Raw genomic sequence first — 16,604 nt, forward strand, 5'->3', positions numbered from 1 at the left:
CGGGGGAGGACATGATACGAAGACGTAACCTGCTAGGCGCAGGTCTCCTTGGCATAGGCGGTGCTGCCGCATCCTTTGGCAGTCCTGATCACGCGGCGAACCTTGCCGCACCTGCGATCAGCCGCAACCGGCGGCGTCTCAACATGGTGACCACCTGGCCCAAGGGCCTGCCCGGCCTTGGCCGCGCGGCCGAGCGCGTAGCCGAGCGCATTCTTGCCATGTCCGAAGGTCTGATCGAAGTGAAGGTCTACGCTGCGGGCGAACTGGTCCCGGCTTTTGAAAGTTTCGACGCGGTCGCGAACGGCTCTGCCGACATGTATCACGGCGCCGAATATTACTGGACGGCCAAGTCCACTGCCTACCCTTTCTTCACGGCCGTGCCGTTCGGCATGACGGCGCAGGAAATCATGGGCTGGATCGACTTTGGCGGCGGTCAGGCACTCTGGGACGAGCTGTCGGCGGGCTTCGGCATCAAGCCGCTGCAGGGCGCGAATACAGGTCACCAGATGGGCGGCTGGTTCCGACGCGAGATCAACAGTCTTGACGACCTTGTCGGCCTTCAGATGCGTATTCCGGGACAAGGCGGCGACGTGCTGCGCGCCCTTGGCGGCTCAGCAAAGTCCCTGCCAGGCGGCGAGATCTATCAGGCGCTCCAGACGGGCAATATCGACGCGACTGAGTGGGTCGGGCCATGGAATGACTACTCACTCGGCTTCTATCGCGAGGCGCCTTATTATTATGGGCCCGGTTTCCATGAACCGGGCGCGAGTCTCGCTGTCGGCATCAACCTCAAACTCTGGGAAAGCCTGACGGCAGGCGAACAGGCGCTGATCAAGGCAGCCTGCGAGTCGGTCAATCACCTCTCGCTCGGCGAATTTACCTATCAGAACTCGGTCTATCTGGACTTGCTCGTGCGCGAACATGGCGTCCAGCTTCGGTCTTTTCCAGACGAGGTAGTCGCGGCTATGGCCGAAGCAGCGCGAGATGTACGGGCCGCATCCGGACGCGATGGGCTGGAGAAGCGCATCTATGAGAGTTTTGAAGACGCCCTGAAAAAGATGGCTGGCTGGGCGGCGGTGTCAGACGGACCGTTTTATGCGGCGCGCGCCCTCGGCCGGCGCACCGGAAGCTAGGCGGCCGCCATGGACCCGCAAATCTTCCTGACGCTCGGCAGCTTCCTGAAATGGATCGGGATCGTCGCGTCTCCTCTTCTATTTTTGCCTCTTCTGATACTCGTGATCCCGCGCCCGCTTTACCGGGCCGGGCAAACGCTTGCAGACGGTCTCGACCGCTCACTGGACTGGGTCCTGCGCGCTGCCATGCTGGCCGCCATCCTTCTGTTCATGCTTCAGCTTGTCGTTGTGATCGCCAGCTACGCCCTGGCCCTGACGGCTACCTGGCTGTCGGAGTCAGTCATCTACGCCTTTGCCGCCATGTTCATGCTAGGCGCTGCGACGGCGCTTCGCGATGATGCTCATGTGCGGGTCGACATCTTGCGCCCCCGCTTTGGCGAGAATGGCCGCAACTGGATAGAAATTGCAGGCACCTATCTCCTTCTCTTCCCGATCTGCATCCGCCTCCTTATGGCTGGCGAACAGGGCCTCACGCGCAGCTGGACGCTGTTTGAAGGCTCGCGCGAGAGCGACGGACTTCCGATCCTGTTTCTGTTCAAGACGCTGGTGCCGGTCTTTGCCATTCTCCTGGTACTCGCTGGTCTGTCAGTGGCCCTGAAATCGGCGCTCAGACTGACCGGGTTCGCCGCGGAAGCCGAAGAAGTCACACCGCAGGAGCGTCATTATGGAGCTTGAACTCCTGCTCGCGCTCCTGATGTTCCTGACGGCCATCGGCGCCTTGCTTGCCGGCTACCCCGTCGCACTGACGCTCGGCGGCGTCGCCCTGCTCTTTGCGCTGGTCGGCATCACGCTCGGCGTCTTTCCTGAACCGCTGCTCCTCTCCCTGCCAAGCCGCATTCAGGGCGGGTCGATCATGCAGAATGAAACGCTGATCGCTGTTCCACTTTTCGTACTGATGGGCGTTATCCTTGAACGCTCGCGCGTGGCAGAAGACCTCTTACACATCGCTGGACGGCTTCTCGGGCGTATGCGCGGCGGTCTTGGCTATGCGGTTGTGCTTGTCGGTGCGTTGCTAGCGGCCTCAACCGGGATTGTTGGCGCAACCGTGATCACGATGACGCTGATCGCCCTGCCGACCATGCTGGCCCATAAGTATGATCCCAAACTCGCGACCGGCACCATTGCGGCATCCGGCACGCTCGGTCAGATCATTCCGCCGAGCATCGTCCTCATTCTGCTTGCGGATGCTGTCTCCAATGCTGCGAGCCAGGCCGCCAACGAAATGGGCATTGGCAGCTTTGTGGTGTCGGTAGGTGACCTCTTCGCCGGCGCGCTGATCCCAGGCCTGCTCCTGGTCGGACTTTACCTTGGCTGGATCGCCATCATGGCCATCCTGAAACCAGAGTCCTGCCCGCCCGTCATCGACGATGACAGCCCGCCGCTGACAGGCAAGGAAGTTACATTCGGCCTCGGTGCGCCGCTCTTCCTTATCATCGCCGTGCTTGGCGCCATCCTATCCGGTATCGCAACGCCAACAGAAGCTGCCTCGATCGGCGTGGCCGGTGCCTTGCTTCTTGCAGGCCTTCGACTGTCGGAAACAAAAGATGCGTTTCTAGTGAGGATCATTGCGGCGGCCTTCGTTTCCCTCATTCTGATTCTGGTTATCCGAAATGTGATGGATCTGCGGCTTGGCGTTGCAACCACTGACGCGATCACGCTTGTCGGCATCTCGGTCATCGCCATCTCAGCATTCATTCTCCTGGCTGGTACCGCTGCTGGCATGTTGATCCTGCATCGGCGTGGCTTTCTTTCGCTCGCTCTGAAAAGCGGCGTCCACATTACATCGATGGTTTTCCTGATCCTGATCGGGGCATCGCTGTTCTCGCTCGTCTTCCGGGGATTTGGCGGCGATGACATGGTCGCTGACCTTCTCGAGGCAGTGCCCGGCGGTCGGTGGGGCGCTCTGATCGGCGCCATGCTGGTCATGTTCGTGCTCGGCTTCTTTCTCGACTTCATCGAGATCGTCTTCGTGGTCGTGCCGCTGGTCACTCCGCCTCTGATCATCATGGGGTTCGACCCGGTCTGGCTGGCCATCCTGATGGCGCTGAACCTGCAGACCAGCTTCCTGACCCCGCCATTTGGGTTTGCGCTCTTCTATCTGCGCGGCGCTGCGCCAGACAGCGTTCAGACGATTGAAATCTGGCGCGGTGCCCTGCCCTTTATCGGCCTGCAACTGCTGATGATCCTTGCCGTCGCCTTCATGCCGCAGCTTGCGACGTGGTTGCCTTCCCTCCAAGCGAACTAACCGTACTTGCAGACAAAAATCCCGGCCTTTCAGTATGAAAGACCGGGACCCTGATGTTTTCTCTGAAGCGTTCAGCTTGCCTTAGAACTTCACTTCCGGCGCGTTCGACAGGGCGGTGCGGTCGCCGCCAAGGTCAAAGAATTCGCGCTCTTCGAAGTTGAACATGCCGGCCACGATGGAGTTCGGGAATTGCTCACGCGAGGTGTTATAGTCCTGAACGGCCGCATTGTAGAAACGGCGTGCGGCAGCAAGCTTGTCTTCGATCACCGACAGCTCGTCCTGCAGGTCCTTGAAGTTCTCATTGGCCTTCAGGTCTGGATAAGCTTCGGACAACGCGAACAGGCGGCCAAGCGCGCCGGTCAGCAGGCCTTCGGCCTGTGCCATTTCGCCCGGCGAATGGGCCGCTACAGCCGAGTTACGAGCCTGCACGACCGCATCAAGCGTTTCACGCTCATGGCTGGCATAGCCTTTCACCGTTTCCACAAGATTGGGGATCAGGTTCTGGCGCTGCTTCAGCTGCACATCAATATCGGCGAAAGCCTGATTGCAGCGCTGCCGCTTGGCGACGAGCGAGTTGTAGATACCGATCAGGAAAACGACCAGAATGGCCAGCGCACCGATCAGAACGTAAAGAAAAGTCATGGAGGTCCCTCCACCTCGAAGATTGTCCCGGCTGACTCAGTAGACCCGCCCCTGCGGGAAGACAAGCTAACCCTTGAATGTACCTGACTTCGGAAATCCGCGCGGTGCCGTTTTGCCAGCCTGCGCCCGTTTGCCGATCCATTCTTCCCATTCCGGGAAGGTGCGTGAGCGCCCAGCGGCATCCGTCACCGCGAAGCCTTCCTCGGCCTTGAAGGTCATGGCGTCAGCCAACTTGTCCTTGCCACGGTAGGCCTGAAGTTTAACGCCCTTGCCGCGCGCCATTTCTGGCAGTTCTTCGAGCGGGAAGATGAGGAGCTTCTTATTCGTGCCGATCACCGCAATCTGGTCACCATCGACAATTCGACTGACAAGCAGATTGCCCCCGCCTGTATTGACGACGGACTTGCCCGCCTTGCGGTTCGACTCAAGTTCACCCTCAGGCACGATGAAGCCATAGCCTGCGTCCGATGCCATGAGGCGTTTCCTGCTGCCATCCAGCCTGAACATGGCGACAATCTCGATATTGTCTTCCAGGTCGATAGACAGCCGGATCGGCTCACCATGCCCGCGGCCACCCGGCAGCTTGTCACAGGTCAACGTGAAGGCGCGGCCATCGCTGGCGAGCAGGACGATCTTGTCAGTCGTCTGGACCTCCTCGCTGAGATAAAGGCTGTCGCCATCCTTGAACTTGGTCGTTTCAAGATCGAGTCCGTGCCCTTTCATGCCGCGAATCCAGCCCATTGAAGACAGCACGACCGTTATCGGCTCTTTCGGCGAGGACGCTTCAAGTGCCGCTGAGAGGTCTATTTCTGGCGCGTCCTCGAACGTGGCGCGCCGGCGGCCAAGCTCGGTTTCCGGATCGAAAACCTTGCGTGCCTCTTTCAGCTGCTTGCCGACCCTGGTCCACTGACGGCGTGTCGAGCCGAGCAGGGATTCAATATCAGCGCGCTCTTCCTGAAGCGCGTCATTCTCCTTGCGGATCTCCATCTCTTCCAGCTTGCGAAGGGCACGCAGGCGGAGGTTGAGAACCGCTTCGGCCTGAATATCAGTCAGTTCGAACCGCTTGATCAGCTCCTGCTTGGGCTCATCTTCCTCACGGATGATGCGGATGACTTCATCGATGTTGAGGAAGGCCTTGAGGTAGCCCTCAAGCAGGTGGAGGCGCTTCTCGATCTTGTCGAGACGGAAGCGCGCGCGGCGCACCACGACCTCGCGGCGGTGGTCGAGATAAGCGATGATCACTTCGCGCAGGCTCATCACCTTTGGCGCGCCGCGATCAAGCACATTCATGTTCATGGAGAAGCGCGATTCCAGATCGCAGAGCTTGAACAGGCTCTCCATCAAGACGTCTGGATCGACCGTCTTCGCACGTGGCTCCAGCACGATGCGAATGTCTTCGGCGCTCTCATCGCGCACATCACTGAGAAGCGGCGCCTTTTTGGTTTCGATGAGCTCGGCGAGCTTTTCAATGAGGCGCGACTTCTGGACCTGGTAGGGGATCTCGGTGACGATGATCTGCCAGGTGCCGCGACCAAGATCCTCGACCGACCAACGCGCGCGGATACGGAAGCCGCCCCGACCAGTCTCATAGGCTTCGCGAATGGCACTGCGCGGCTCGACGATGACGCCGCCCGTCGGGAAGTCCGGACCCGGCATGACATTCATCAGCTCGGTGATCGGCGTGTCGCGGTCTTCGATCAGCAGGAGCGCTGCATCGATGACTTCGGCGACATTGTGCGGCGGAATGGACGTCGCCATACCCACGGCAATCCCTGTTGCGCCATTCGCCAGAAGGTTTGGATAGCCTGCCGGCAGGACGACCGGCTCGCGCTCGGTTTCGGAATAGTTGTCCTTGAAGTCGACGGCGTCCTCGTTGAGCCCGTCCAGCAGCAGCTTTGCCGCCTCCGTCATCCGTGCTTCGGTGTAGCGGTAAGCGGCCGCATTATCGCCATCGATGTTGCCAAAATTGCCCTGACCATCGACCAGCGGATAGCGGACGGAAAAATTCTGGGCGAGCCGGACAAGCGTATCGTAGATCGCGCTGTCGCCATGCGGGTGGAAGTTACCCATTACGTCGCCGACGATTTTCGCACATTTGCGGTAGCCGGACTCCGGATCGAGTTTAAGTTCCCGCATGCCGTAAAGGATGCGGCGCTGGACGGGCTTCAGGCCATCGCGCACATCCGGCAGGGCGCGGGAGGTGATGGTGGACAAGGCATAGGCAAGGTAGCGCTTGGTGAGGGCTTCACTCAGCGGCTCATTGATGATGTTGCCATCTTCGGGGTCCAGAAGGTCGGACATGGTGGCTCCTTCGGGCTCTGCCTTCTCAGGAATCGGGCTTGGCCCTAAGTCTATCAGAATGACAGGCGATTATAAGAAATGATCAGCACGCTTGAGCGGGGTATTAAACAGGTTGGTGTCGTTGCGGCACTGCTTCTAGCTGCAATTGCCTTCAATGCGTTCGTTCCAGTGCAACACAATCCGCTCCGGCCTCTCAGCCTGACCGATCCGATCGGCTTTGCGACGCCGATCAAGCTGGCGCGGCTCAAGGGTGACTTCAACCAGTGCTATGCCCTGCTCGACCGTGCAGAGGTCGGCTACACGGCCCTTCCCGAAGGCAGCGGCACGGAGCGCTGCCCGCTTGAACGACCCCTGACACTGGATCAGTCGGCATACCCCTACTCCGTCGCGCCGCTAAAAATGACCTGCGCCCAGACCGCATCACTTTTCGTCTGGGAGCGTGAGATCGTGGCACCTGCGGCTGAAAAGATCCTCGGCGAAGATATCGACCGCATTCTCTCCTATGGCTCATTTTCTTGCCGCAATATCGCTGGCTCAAGCAATTTGAGTGAGCATGGCCGTGCGAATGCCATTGATATTCGCGGGTTTCGTCTGGCCGATGGTCGCGTTATCGACGTACGCCAGCATTGGCGCGAGGATAGCGAATTCGGCGCGTTCCTGGACGAGGTGCATGGCGGGGCGTGCCAGCTGTTCTCGGTCGTGCTGGGCCCCGATTACAACGCTGCCCATGCGGACCACTTTCACTTCGACATGGGACGTTCAAGCATCTGCCGCTAGAGCAACTGAGGGCGCCCCAGCTTTGCCACCAGCCGCCGTCTCGGCTCCGGCATATCCCGGTTTATCGTATTGAACAGGCGTCGCTCAATGAAATGACCCGTCAGCTCCAGCCCATGAGCGATATCCTGATCCTTCGCCGGAGAGCGCGCATCCATAAGGAAGTTCGGCAGAACGAATAGCCGGTCGACATATTCTGCGGCTTCCGAACCTTTCACAGCCCGCCCCGTTCGCGGCGAGACATGGGTGAGACCGTCATTCGAGCCACTTACCGCACAGGCTTCGAGATCAAGCCCAAAACCGAGCGCCGCGAGGAGGCCAAGTTCCCAACGCACATAGAGGGCCGGCCAGACCTCATCGCTATCGAGTTGATCGAGCAGCATCTCAGTCGCAGCGAACAGTGCCGAACCGGCGTGATCGCCCTCATTCAGGGCGCCGCGCAGAAGCGCGCAGATCGACGCCACGGCATTCAGAGCCAATGGCAGGTCGATGAGGCGGGATGCACGCTGGCGGGAACTTTCAGCAACGTCGAACCGGCCAAGCTGTTCTTCGAGACGGCCCGACCACGACAGGTCGACCGTATTGCCAGGCTCAAATTGAGCGCGTTTCTTGCGCGAAGCGCCGCCATAGACGAGACCGGAGCGGCGCCCGCGTTCACGTGTCAGCACGTCGAGGATCAATCCGCTTTCGCCGAACTTGCGGCCGCCGAGGACAAGGCCCTCATCGCGCCACTGCATCAGCTATCGAACTCCAGTCCGAGATGGGCGTAGCTCTCGCGCTTTTCCTGCCACTTCTCGTCCACCTTCACGAAGAGGAAGAGGTGCACGCGTGTACCCAGCAGCTTGCCGAGCTCCTCGCGCGCGGCGCGGCTAACCCATTTGATCGTCTGGCCGTTCTTGCCGAGCACCATGGACTTGTGATTGTCGCGGCCCACGATGACGGCCTGCTCAATACGCACGTCACCATTCTTGAAGTCTTCCCAGGTCTCGGTCTCGACCGTCAGCTGGTAGGGCAGCTCTTCGTGAAGGCGAAGCATCAGCTTTTCGCGCGTGATTTCGGCGGCCAGCAAGCGCATCGGGATGTCCGCAGACTGATCTGGCGGGAACATGGCCGGGCCTTCCGGCATCTGTACAGCCAGATGGTCCATAAGCAGGTCCAGCCCATCCCCATTCTCTGCCGAGATCATGAAGATGTCGCTATAAGCGCCCTTCTCATTGAACTCCGCAATGAGCGGCAGGACTTCATCGTGCGGAAACAGGTCAATCTTGTTGAGCGCTAGGATGACTTTGCGGTCATTGCGCTTCAGCGTGCGGATCACATCGCGGTCGTCCTCGACGGACTTGGTCTGCGCTGGCGCGGACTTGCCCTTGCGCTCTGCGATCCAGGCAGCGGCGTCGATCAGGTGTACAACGGCATCAGCGTCCTCAGCGCCGGTCCAGGCCGATCTCACCATGGCGCGGTCGAGGCGTTTCTTGGCCCCGAAGATGCCGGGCGTGTCGACGATCACGAGCTGCGCATCACCGGTATGCGCGACACCTCGAACCGGAAAGCGGGTGGTCTGCACCTTATGGGTCACGATCGCGACCTTGGTGCCGACCATGGCATTGGTCAGCGTGGATTTGCCTGCATTCGGCGCCCCGATAATTGCGACAAAGCCTGCGCGTTTGATGTCGTCAGCCTGCATTACGGATCAGATCCCTTAAAAGTCGGTCGGCCGCAGCCATCTCAGCTTCCTGCCTCGAACGGCCCTTGTCACGCGCGGCCCCATGCCCTTCCACCTTGGCTTCGACAAGGAAAACCGGTTCGTGATCCGGGCCAGACCGCTCTATTATATCATAGGTCGCATAGGGTGCGCGATTGGCACCGCACCAGTCGCTCAGCCTTGTTTTCGGGTTCTGCTGCGAGATTTCCCGATCCACAAGCTCCATGATCCAATGGCGGCTGATAAAGGCGCGCGCCGCTTCCAGCCCGCCGTCGCGATAGATAGCCGCTACAATGGCCTCAACGGCGTCTGCGACGCTCTTGTCATAGCTGCCGCGCTTATTGTTCTCCATCGACGCATCTAGGAACAGGAAGGGACGAAGTTTCATCGCTTCGCCAACCTCTGCGCAGGCTTCGCCGCTGACAAGCTGGTGGAAAATTCGCGTGAGATAACCTTCCCGCTCAGACGGAAATTTCGCGATGAGCAGTTCGGCCATGATGAGGCCCAATACCCGGTCACCGAGGAATTCGAGGCGCTGATTGGAGAATTGCGCGTCGCCATCATAATTGTCGATGAGGCTGGGATGGGTCAGCGCGCGGTTCAGCCACTCAACCGTCCTGAACGTGTATCCCAGCCGGCCCTCGAGCTCTTGACGGTCCTCGGCAGACAGTTCGGGGCGTTTGCGCTTCACCGTCCGTCCGGAGGCGCGCAGTCTTGTACGTTTTGGACGGGCCGGTTTCATGAGCAGGCTTCTACAGGCAGCGCCTCGATAATGACAACAGCCGATGCCCATGGATGGTCATCCGTGATGGTAAGGTGGATCACTGCCTCGTGTCCCTCAGGCATCATCTCCGCCAGACGCTTGGCCGCCCCGCCGGTCAGGGCCATGGTCGGCTTTCCCGTCGGCAGGTTCACAACGCCCATATGTCTCCAGTGCACACCGCGCCGGGGCACGCCAGTGCCGAGCGCCTTTGCGCAGGCTTCCTTGGCTGCAAAACGCTTCGCATAGGTTTCAGCCGAACGGCGCCGGCGCTCCGCCAGTGCGATTTCCGTTTCCGTGAAACAGCGCTGCTTGAACCTCTCACCGAAGCGTTCGATCGACTTCTCGATCCGCTCGATGTTGCAGAGGTCATTGCCCATACCGATAATCATGAGCGGATGCTCCTTCAGGCAAGGCCCCGGCTGCCGGGTTTGACTGGCGGAAGCGCCTTAAGCTCGTCCGGCAGATCGTCCGGATCATAGTCCGGGAAGTCGACCTGCGCGAGCGAAACGAGTTTGCACCCCACATCGGCACGACCGTTCGACCGGTCGATTACACAGGAACCACCGACGACTTTACCCGGCAGTTTTCCAAGCGCGATAACGGTTTCGCGGAAAGAAAGACCCGTCGTCACGATATCTTCTGCGATCAGGATCTTCTCACCTTCGGCAATTGAAAAACCGCGCCGGAACTGAAGCTCACCATCAACGCGCTCTGCAAAGATGGAGCGGCAACCAAGCTGACGCGCAAGCTCATATCCCGGAATGATGCCGCCAACGGCTGGTCCGGCCACGACGTCGATCTTGCCGAATGTCTCGGTGACATTCTGCGCGAGCGCCTTGCAGAGACGCTCCGCCAGTTCAGGCTGGGAGAAGACGAGCGCCTTCTGCAGGAAGACGGGGCTGCGGCGTCCGGAGGAGAGAATGAAATGACCTTCGAGCAGCGCACCAGCTTCGCGAAAACAATCCAGCACGTCGTCATTCGTCAATTTGTCGTCTCCTCGATCCGCTCAACACTCTCCACGACGGCGAGCGCCCGCAATGCGGCCCTTATGTGCTCGAGATGACGCAAGTCCTCAACCTCGATATCGAAGACAAGCTGAAGAAAGTCAGCGGCGCGCTCGCCGGTCTCGACGCGCGTGATATTGCCGCCAGCCTGCGCGACAGCCGAACACTGCAGCGCCATGACGCCAGGCTTGTTCACCGCCTGAACACTGATCCGGCCAACGGCCACGACGCCCTGTTTGGCAAGCTCATTCCAGCGCAGGTCAACCCAGAGATCCGGTCTATCTTCGAAAGCAGCAACCTGGCGGCAGAAAATCGTATGGACGACGAGGCCCTTCTCGGGTTCCCTCAGACCGATAATGCGGTCCCCTGGGATCGGGTGACAGCATTCGCCGAGATGCAAGGTAACACCCGGCGTCAGATCCTCGCCTGCGATCATCTGGCTTGCGTGCTGGTCGTCTATCAAAGTGCGATCATGCGCATTCGCCTGTATCGGCTCATGACCCGGGAACGCGGCGCGAATGAAGTCACTCGTGTCATAGCGACCGCGCCCGATCGCTTCGGCAAGATCCTCGGCGGTCTCGAAATCCGCGCGCCGGGCTACACGCACCATGTCGATTTCGAGCGGTTCAATGCCGGCACGTCTGAGATCCCTGTCCATCAGTGCCCGGCCCAGACGGACAAACTCGATCTGTTCGCGCCCCCTGATCAGCCTGCGGATAGCAGACCGTGCACGCCCGGTTACCGTGAGCGCCTCCCAGCCGACCGTAGGTCGAGAGTCAGAACGCCGAAGGATTTCGACAACGTCCCCATTCTTGAGTTGCGTACGAAGCGTTCGATCGACGCCATTGATCTTCGCGCCGTCGCAAGTGTCGCCGACGGCCGTGTGAACCGCGTACGCAAAGTCGAGCGGCATCGCGCCCTTCGGCAGAATGATGAGCCGGCCCTTGGGCGTGAAGACAAACACATGCTCGCGGTACATCTCCAGCTTGGCGTGCTCGAGAAATTCATCGGGCTCTGCGCCATCGGCGAGAAGCTCACCGAATGCGCGCAGGTTTACGCTGGGGTCGAGGCCTGCAGCCTTGGACGATTCAATATCGAAGCCGTATTCGCTGTTCTTATACGTCCAGTGCGCGGCAACGCCATGCTCGGCCGTCCGGTCCATTTCCTCGGTGCGGATCTGCAACTCTACGAGGCGGTTACCAGAGGCGCGAACGGTGGTGTGGATCGATGCGTAACCGTTCGGCTTCGGAACAGAAATGAAATCCCTGAAACGATCAGGCAGACACGCCCAGACCGTGTGAAATGCGCCCAACAGCTGATAGCACTCGCCGGTTTCGCGAACGATGACGCGGAACCCGAAAATATCTGCGACGTCGCGAAATGAAATCGACTTGCGCTCCAGCTTGCGCCAGATCGAATAGGGCTGCTTGCGGCGTCCCTTCACGCGTGCTGTAAGGCCTTGCTCAGCGACGACCTGCTTGATCGCAAAGCGAATGCGTTCAAGGTCGTCGGCATTCTCCGACATCAGCTCTTCGAGCTTTGCAACGATGCTGGCGCGCGCTTCCGGATTTACGTGATGGAAGCCGAGATCTTCCAGCTCGGATGCCACCTGGTAAAGACCCACGCGGCGAGCCAGCGGCGCATAGATTTCCAGCGTTTCGCCCGCAATCCGCCGCCGTGACTCTTCCTTCGGGATAAAGTGAAGCGTCCGCATATTGTGAAGCCGGTCAGCCAGCTTCACCAGCAGGACGCGGATATCGTTCACCGTCGCCAGGATGAATTTCTGGAAGTTCTCTGCTTGCTTGGATTGTTCGGACTTGTAGTCAAGCTTCCCAAGCTTGGTGACGCCATCGACGAGCTCAGCCACATCGCTGCCGAACCGGGTCTCAATCTCGTCCAGCGACACATCGCAGTCTTCGACTGTGTCGTGGAGAAGCCCGGCCATGATCGTGCACTGGTCGAGCTGGATGCCGGCAATCAGCATCGCGACCTGCACAGGGTGTGAATAGTAGGGATCGCCGGATTTGCGCAGCTGTTCGCCGTGCTTTTCTTTGGCAAAATCATACGCCTCGCCGAGACGTCTGGAATCTACTTCAGGATAATAGGCCCGGACCGCGTCGATCAGGTCATCGCGGGTTGGAATAACGGCGCGCGCACCAGCGTCGCGCCGCTCCATATTTGGGGGCGACCGATCAATGTGAGTGGCGGCCGCGCTGCTCATTGCAGTATCAGAAACGGTCGTCGCGGCCCGACTCCAGTTCGGCCTGGTAGGCGCGCATCACGTCTTCTTCGGTGGCCGCAGGCGCCGTCTCGAGCGCTGCGCGGTCTGCCTCACGCTCTTCTTCCTCGCCAGGACGGACTTCCTGGAGGTTGGCGATAAGCCCTTCGCGAACCACATCGAGGCTGACGGAGCGGTCAGCAATCTCGCGAAGGGAAATGACCGGATCCTTGTCGTTGTCGCGCTCGACAGTAATCGGCGAACCTTCGCGGATCATGCGTGCGCGCTGCGCAGCCAGAAGGATCAGGTCAAAACGGTTCGGGACCTGCTCGATACAATCTTCGACAGTTACTCGTGCCATATGGGAAATCTCCTGATAGCCGCTCTTTATATGCGTTGCAGCACACCGATACAACCCGTCACTTGCGGTCGCTGCAGTCCGGCGCTAGCCTTGTAATTATTTCTCTATGACTTTGATTTCTGGTTTAAAAATGGCATTCTATAAAGACGAACGACTGATGTTGTTCATTGATGGCGCAAGCCTCTACACTACCTCTCGATCGCTTGAGATTGAAATCGACTTCCGCAAATTGCTGGCTGAATTCAGAAATCGCGGCAGGCTGCTGCGCGCCAATTACTACACGACCATTGTTGAGGGCGAAGACTACAGCCCGGTCAGACCGCTCGTCGACTGGCTCAGCTACAATGGCTACAACGTCATCCACAAAGCAGCGCGTGAATTCACTGACCGCGAGGGCCGTCGCCGGGTCCGTGGCAATATGAATGTCGAGATCGCTGTCGATATGATGGCGGCGGCGAGCACGGTTGACCACATCGTTCTCTTTGCAGGCGACAGCGACTTCCGCAGGCTTGTCGAAATGGTAAAGGCGCAGGGATGCCGCGTCACCGTTGTCTCATCTGCCAAGACACAACCGCAGACGATTGGAGACGAGCTTCGCCGCGAGGCCGATATATTCATCGACCTTGAAGACCTGTCAGACCTGATCGGGCGGCCTCGCTCTGGAACGTCCGAGCGCGCGGTGTCTTATTCAGACGATGACTGATCAGAACGCCTTCCCGCCTGAAGCACCGCTGAATTGCGAACTTTGCCCGCGCCTCGTGGCCTATCGGTCACAGAACCGGCTCAACCATCCCGGCTGGTTCAATGCGCCCGTTCCGTCATTCGGTGACGATAATGCAAGCCTGCTCGTTATCGGCCTCGCCCCCGGCGTGACCGGTGCCAACAAGACAGGGCGCCCATTCACCGGCGACTGGGCCGGCGACCTTCTCTACGCCACGCTCGGCAAGTTCGGCTTCAGCGAGGGTGAATACCAGGCCCGGCCCGATGATGGGCTGGTCCTGAAAGATGCAATGATCACGAATGCCGTGAGGTGTGTGCCGCCAAAGAACAAGCCGGTGGGCGCCGAGATCAACACTTGCCGTGATTATCTGACGTCGCGCATCGATGCTCTGCCGAACGCGAAGGTCTTGCTCTGCCTCGGCAAGATTTCGCACGACTCAACGCTGCGCGCTTTTGATCTGAAGCTGAAGGATCACCCGTTCGGTCATGGCAGCGAGTATCGCCTGCCTGACAATCGGATCCTGTTGTCGAGCTATCATTGCTCGCGCTACAATACGAATACCGGACGCCTGACGACGGCGATGTTTGAAGATGTCTTTGCACGGGCGAATGAGCTTCTCGGCCGCTGAGCGGTAATCCTTCAACAGCTAATCGCTGCGCAGGACTAGGAGAGCTGATGTTCGCGCTCGTATGATCGGCATGATTCGGTCTAGACGAGGTGGTCATGACAGGCTCCAATCAAGCACAACTGTTCGACGACGTTCCAGCAGACACATCCGGCTACTCAGCCAAGGATATCGAAGTCCTTGAAGGGCTCGAACCTGTCCGCAAACGTCCGGGCATGTATATCGGCGGCACGGATGAGCGCGCCTATCACCATCTCTTTGCCGAAGTTCTCGACAATTCGATGGACGAGGCCGTGGCCGGCCACGCGAATCGGATCGAGGTACGCCTCGATGCGGACGGCTTCCTGACGGTCACCGACAATGGTCGCGGCATCCCGATCGATCCGCATCCGAAATTCCCGGACAAATCGGCCCTCGAAGTCATCATGTGCACGCTCCATGCGGGCGGCAAATTCTCTGACAAGGCCTATGCGACGGCTGGCGGCCTGCACGGGGTCGGCATCTCGGTCGTGAACGCACTCTCGGAACGGGTCGAGGTCGAGGTCGCCCGTGACCGCAAGCTCTACGTTCAGGTCTTTGAGCGTGGGCAGGTTATGTCTCCGGTCGAGCTGAAAGGCGCTGCCCCGAACCGTCGTGGCACAAGTGTGCGCTTCCGTCCCGACGTCGAAATCTTCGGCGACAAGCTCCGCTTCCGCCCGTCCCGCCTTTTCCAGATGGCCCGGTCCAAGGCCTATCTGTATCGCGGTGTCGAAGTGCGCTGGTCCTGCGACCCGTCACTCCTGCCTGAGGATTCCAAGATCCCGGCAGAAGCCACCCTCACCTATCCCAATGGTCTTGCCGACCAGCTGGAGGAGGTTTTCAAGGGCAAAGCGACCATTACGAATGAAGCCTTTTCAGGCCTCGTTGAGACCGATGAAGGCAAGGTCGAATGGGCGATCGCCTGGACGGCTGCCGGCTTTGGCGAAGCCGACGGCTTCTCGCGCTCTTACTGTAATACTATTCCGACGCCCGATGGCGGCACGCATGAAGCGGGCCTTCGTTCTGCCATTACAAAAGGTCTGCGCAATTACGGCGAGCTGACAGGTCAGAAGAAGGCGACTGCGATCACCGCCGATGATGTCATGTCCTATGCTGGCATCCTGCTATCGGTCTTCATTCGCGGGCCAGAATTTGTCGGCCAGACCAAGGACAAGCTATCGACTGCGGCGGCCTTCCGACTGGTCGAGAACGCCGTGCGCGACCGGTTCGATCACTGGCTTGCGGGTAGCCCGAAAGAGGCCGACAAGCTTCTCAATTGGGCAATGGAGCGTGCCGACGAGCGCGCCAAGCGCCGCAAGGACAAGGAAGTCGCCCGCAAGTCCGCAACACGCAGGCTTCGTCTTCCTGGGAAACTTGCCGACTGTTCGGCAAATTCCGGCGATACAGAGCTCTTCATTGTCGAAGGCGACTCTGCTGGTGGCACGGCGAAGACCGCGCGCGACCGGAAGATGCAGGCCATTCTCCCGTTGCGCGGCAAGATCCTCAACGTCGCATCCGCGTCCGTCGACAAGCTCGAAAAGAACCAGGAACTCGCAGACCTGATGCTGGCGCTCGGCACGGGCCTCAAGACGCGCTTCAGTCTCGACGATCTTCGTTATGAGCGCGTCATCATCATGACTGACGCTGATGTTGACGGGGCACACATTGCATCGCTGCTCATCACCTTCTTCTATCAGATGACGCCTGGCCTGATCGAGAGCGGCCGTCTCTATATGGCGATGCCGCCGCTCTATCGTCTCAGCCACAAGGGGAAGTCGGTCTATGCGATGGACGACGCGCAGAAGGCAGAGCTCATCGCGTCGGAATTTAAGAACAGCGAAAAGGTCGAAATCGGCCGCTTCAAGGGTCTCGGTGAGATGAATGCCTCACAGCTCAAAGAAACCACGATGGATCCGAAATCACGCACACTCGCGCGTATCACCCTACCAGATTCCATGGACGAGCTGACCGAGATGAAGCCTGCCGAACTCATCGACACGCTGATGGGCCGCAAGGCCGAGCACCGCTTCAAGTTCATCCAGGACAATGCGCAATTCGCCTCTGAACTCGATATCTGAGGATTTAGGCGCCGCGCTG

At 59.6% G+C, this 16,604-nt stretch carries 16 protein-coding genes; 7 read left to right on the plus strand and 9 right to left on the minus strand.

Features of this window, described 5'->3' with window-relative positions:
- The first annotated feature begins 11 nt into the window (after positions 1–11).
- From O4G74_RS06870 to O4G74_RS06880, 3 genes are read left to right on the plus strand one after another with little or no spacing between them, the layout of a single operon-like run.
- Complete coding sequence (locus O4G74_RS06870) at positions 12–1,133, plus strand: TRAP transporter substrate-binding protein (protein ID WP_269401897.1); 1,122 nt, start codon at positions 12–14, stop codon at positions 1,131–1,133.
- Between the two features lie 9 nt (positions 1,134–1,142).
- Entirely contained in the window at positions 1,143–1,808 is a 666-nt protein-coding gene (locus O4G74_RS06875) for a TRAP transporter small permease subunit (protein ID WP_269401898.1), read from the plus strand.
- Positions 1,798–3,378 carry a TRAP transporter large permease gene (locus tag O4G74_RS06880; RefSeq protein ID WP_269401899.1) on the plus strand — a complete coding sequence of 527 codons (1,581 nt, stop codon included), beginning with the start codon at positions 1,798–1,800 and terminating at the stop codon, positions 3,376–3,378. The genes O4G74_RS06875 and O4G74_RS06880 overlap by 11 nt, the downstream gene beginning before the upstream one ends.
- Positions 3,379–3,459: 81 nt before the next feature.
- On the opposite strand, the gene O4G74_RS06885 is transcribed toward O4G74_RS06880, so the two are convergent.
- Both O4G74_RS06885 and parC read right to left on the minus strand, forming a co-directional pair.
- On the minus strand, positions 3,460–4,020 hold the full coding sequence (locus O4G74_RS06885) for a LemA family protein (RefSeq protein WP_269401900.1): 561 nt from the start codon (positions 4,018–4,020) through the stop codon (positions 3,460–3,462).
- 66 nt (positions 4,021–4,086) lie between these two features.
- Positions 4,087–6,321 carry a DNA topoisomerase IV subunit A gene (gene parC, locus O4G74_RS06890; RefSeq protein WP_269401901.1) on the minus strand — a complete coding sequence of 745 codons (2,235 nt, stop codon included), beginning with the start codon at positions 6,319–6,321 and terminating at the stop codon, positions 4,087–4,089.
- Positions 6,322–6,399: 78 nt separating this feature from the next.
- Here parC and O4G74_RS06895 point away from each other — a divergent pair, with 78 nt between their 5' ends.
- Entirely contained in the window at positions 6,400–7,098 is a 699-nt protein-coding gene (locus tag O4G74_RS06895; protein ID WP_269401902.1) for an extensin family protein, read from the plus strand.
- On the opposite strand, the gene recO is transcribed toward O4G74_RS06895, so the two are convergent.
- Genes recO through rpoZ form a run of 7 tightly spaced genes read right to left on the minus strand, consistent with a single transcriptional unit; the run spans position 7,095 to position 13,143 of the window.
- The gene (recO, locus tag O4G74_RS06900) at positions 7,095–7,832 is read right to left on the minus strand and encodes a DNA repair protein RecO (RefSeq protein WP_269401903.1); all 738 of its coding nucleotides are present in this window, start codon (positions 7,830–7,832) and stop codon (positions 7,095–7,097) included. The two genes, O4G74_RS06895 and recO, sit on opposite strands and share 4 nt — an antisense overlap.
- Entirely contained in the window at positions 7,832–8,779 is a 948-nt protein-coding gene (gene era / locus O4G74_RS06905) for a GTPase Era (RefSeq protein WP_269401904.1), read from the minus strand. Before era ends, recO begins: the two co-directional genes overlap by 1 nt.
- Complete coding sequence (gene rnc / locus O4G74_RS06910; RefSeq protein ID WP_269401905.1) at positions 8,769–9,539, minus strand: ribonuclease III; 771 nt, start codon at positions 9,537–9,539, stop codon at positions 8,769–8,771. Before rnc ends, era begins: the two co-directional genes overlap by 11 nt.
- Positions 9,536–9,949: a holo-ACP synthase gene (gene acpS, locus O4G74_RS06915; protein ID WP_269401906.1), complete on the minus strand. Its 414-nt coding sequence runs from the start codon at positions 9,947–9,949 to the stop codon at positions 9,536–9,538. The genes rnc and acpS overlap by 4 nt, the downstream gene beginning before the upstream one ends.
- Before the next feature lie 14 nt (positions 9,950–9,963).
- Entirely contained in the window at positions 9,964–10,545 is a 582-nt protein-coding gene (pyrE, locus tag O4G74_RS06920; protein ID WP_269401907.1) for an orotate phosphoribosyltransferase, read from the minus strand.
- Positions 10,542–12,785, minus strand: coding sequence for a RelA/SpoT family protein (locus tag O4G74_RS06925; protein ID WP_269401908.1), 2,244 nt, complete (start codon positions 12,783–12,785; stop codon positions 10,542–10,544). The genes pyrE and O4G74_RS06925 overlap by 4 nt, the downstream gene beginning before the upstream one ends.
- A 7-nt stretch (positions 12,786–12,792) precedes the next feature.
- Positions 12,793–13,143, minus strand: coding sequence for a DNA-directed RNA polymerase subunit omega (gene rpoZ / locus O4G74_RS06930; protein ID WP_269401909.1), 351 nt, complete (start codon positions 13,141–13,143; stop codon positions 12,793–12,795).
- A gap of 130 nt (positions 13,144–13,273) precedes the next feature.
- Here rpoZ and O4G74_RS06935 point away from each other — a divergent pair, with 130 nt between their 5' ends.
- The 3 genes from O4G74_RS06935 (at position 13,274) to parE (ending at position 16,585) form a co-directional block, all read left to right on the plus strand.
- Positions 13,274–13,846 (plus strand): NYN domain-containing protein, encoded by a 573-nt coding sequence (locus O4G74_RS06935; RefSeq protein ID WP_269401910.1) that lies wholly within the window; start codon positions 13,274–13,276, stop codon positions 13,844–13,846.
- Positions 13,839–14,492, plus strand: a complete 654-nt coding sequence (locus O4G74_RS06940) for a uracil-DNA glycosylase (protein WP_269401911.1) — start codon at positions 13,839–13,841, stop codon at positions 14,490–14,492. The genes O4G74_RS06935 and O4G74_RS06940 overlap by 8 nt, the downstream gene beginning before the upstream one ends.
- Positions 14,493–14,587: 95 nt before the next feature.
- A complete protein-coding gene (parE, locus tag O4G74_RS06945; protein WP_269401912.1) occupies positions 14,588–16,585 on the plus strand; it encodes a DNA topoisomerase IV subunit B in 1,998 nt (665 codons plus the stop codon).
- The last annotated feature ends 19 nt before the right edge of the window (positions 16,586–16,604 follow it).

Origin of the sequence: Henriciella marina, from assembly GCF_027213945.1 — a bacterium.
GTDB classification, from domain to species: Bacteria; Pseudomonadota; Alphaproteobacteria; order Caulobacterales; family Hyphomonadaceae; genus Henriciella; species Henriciella marina_A.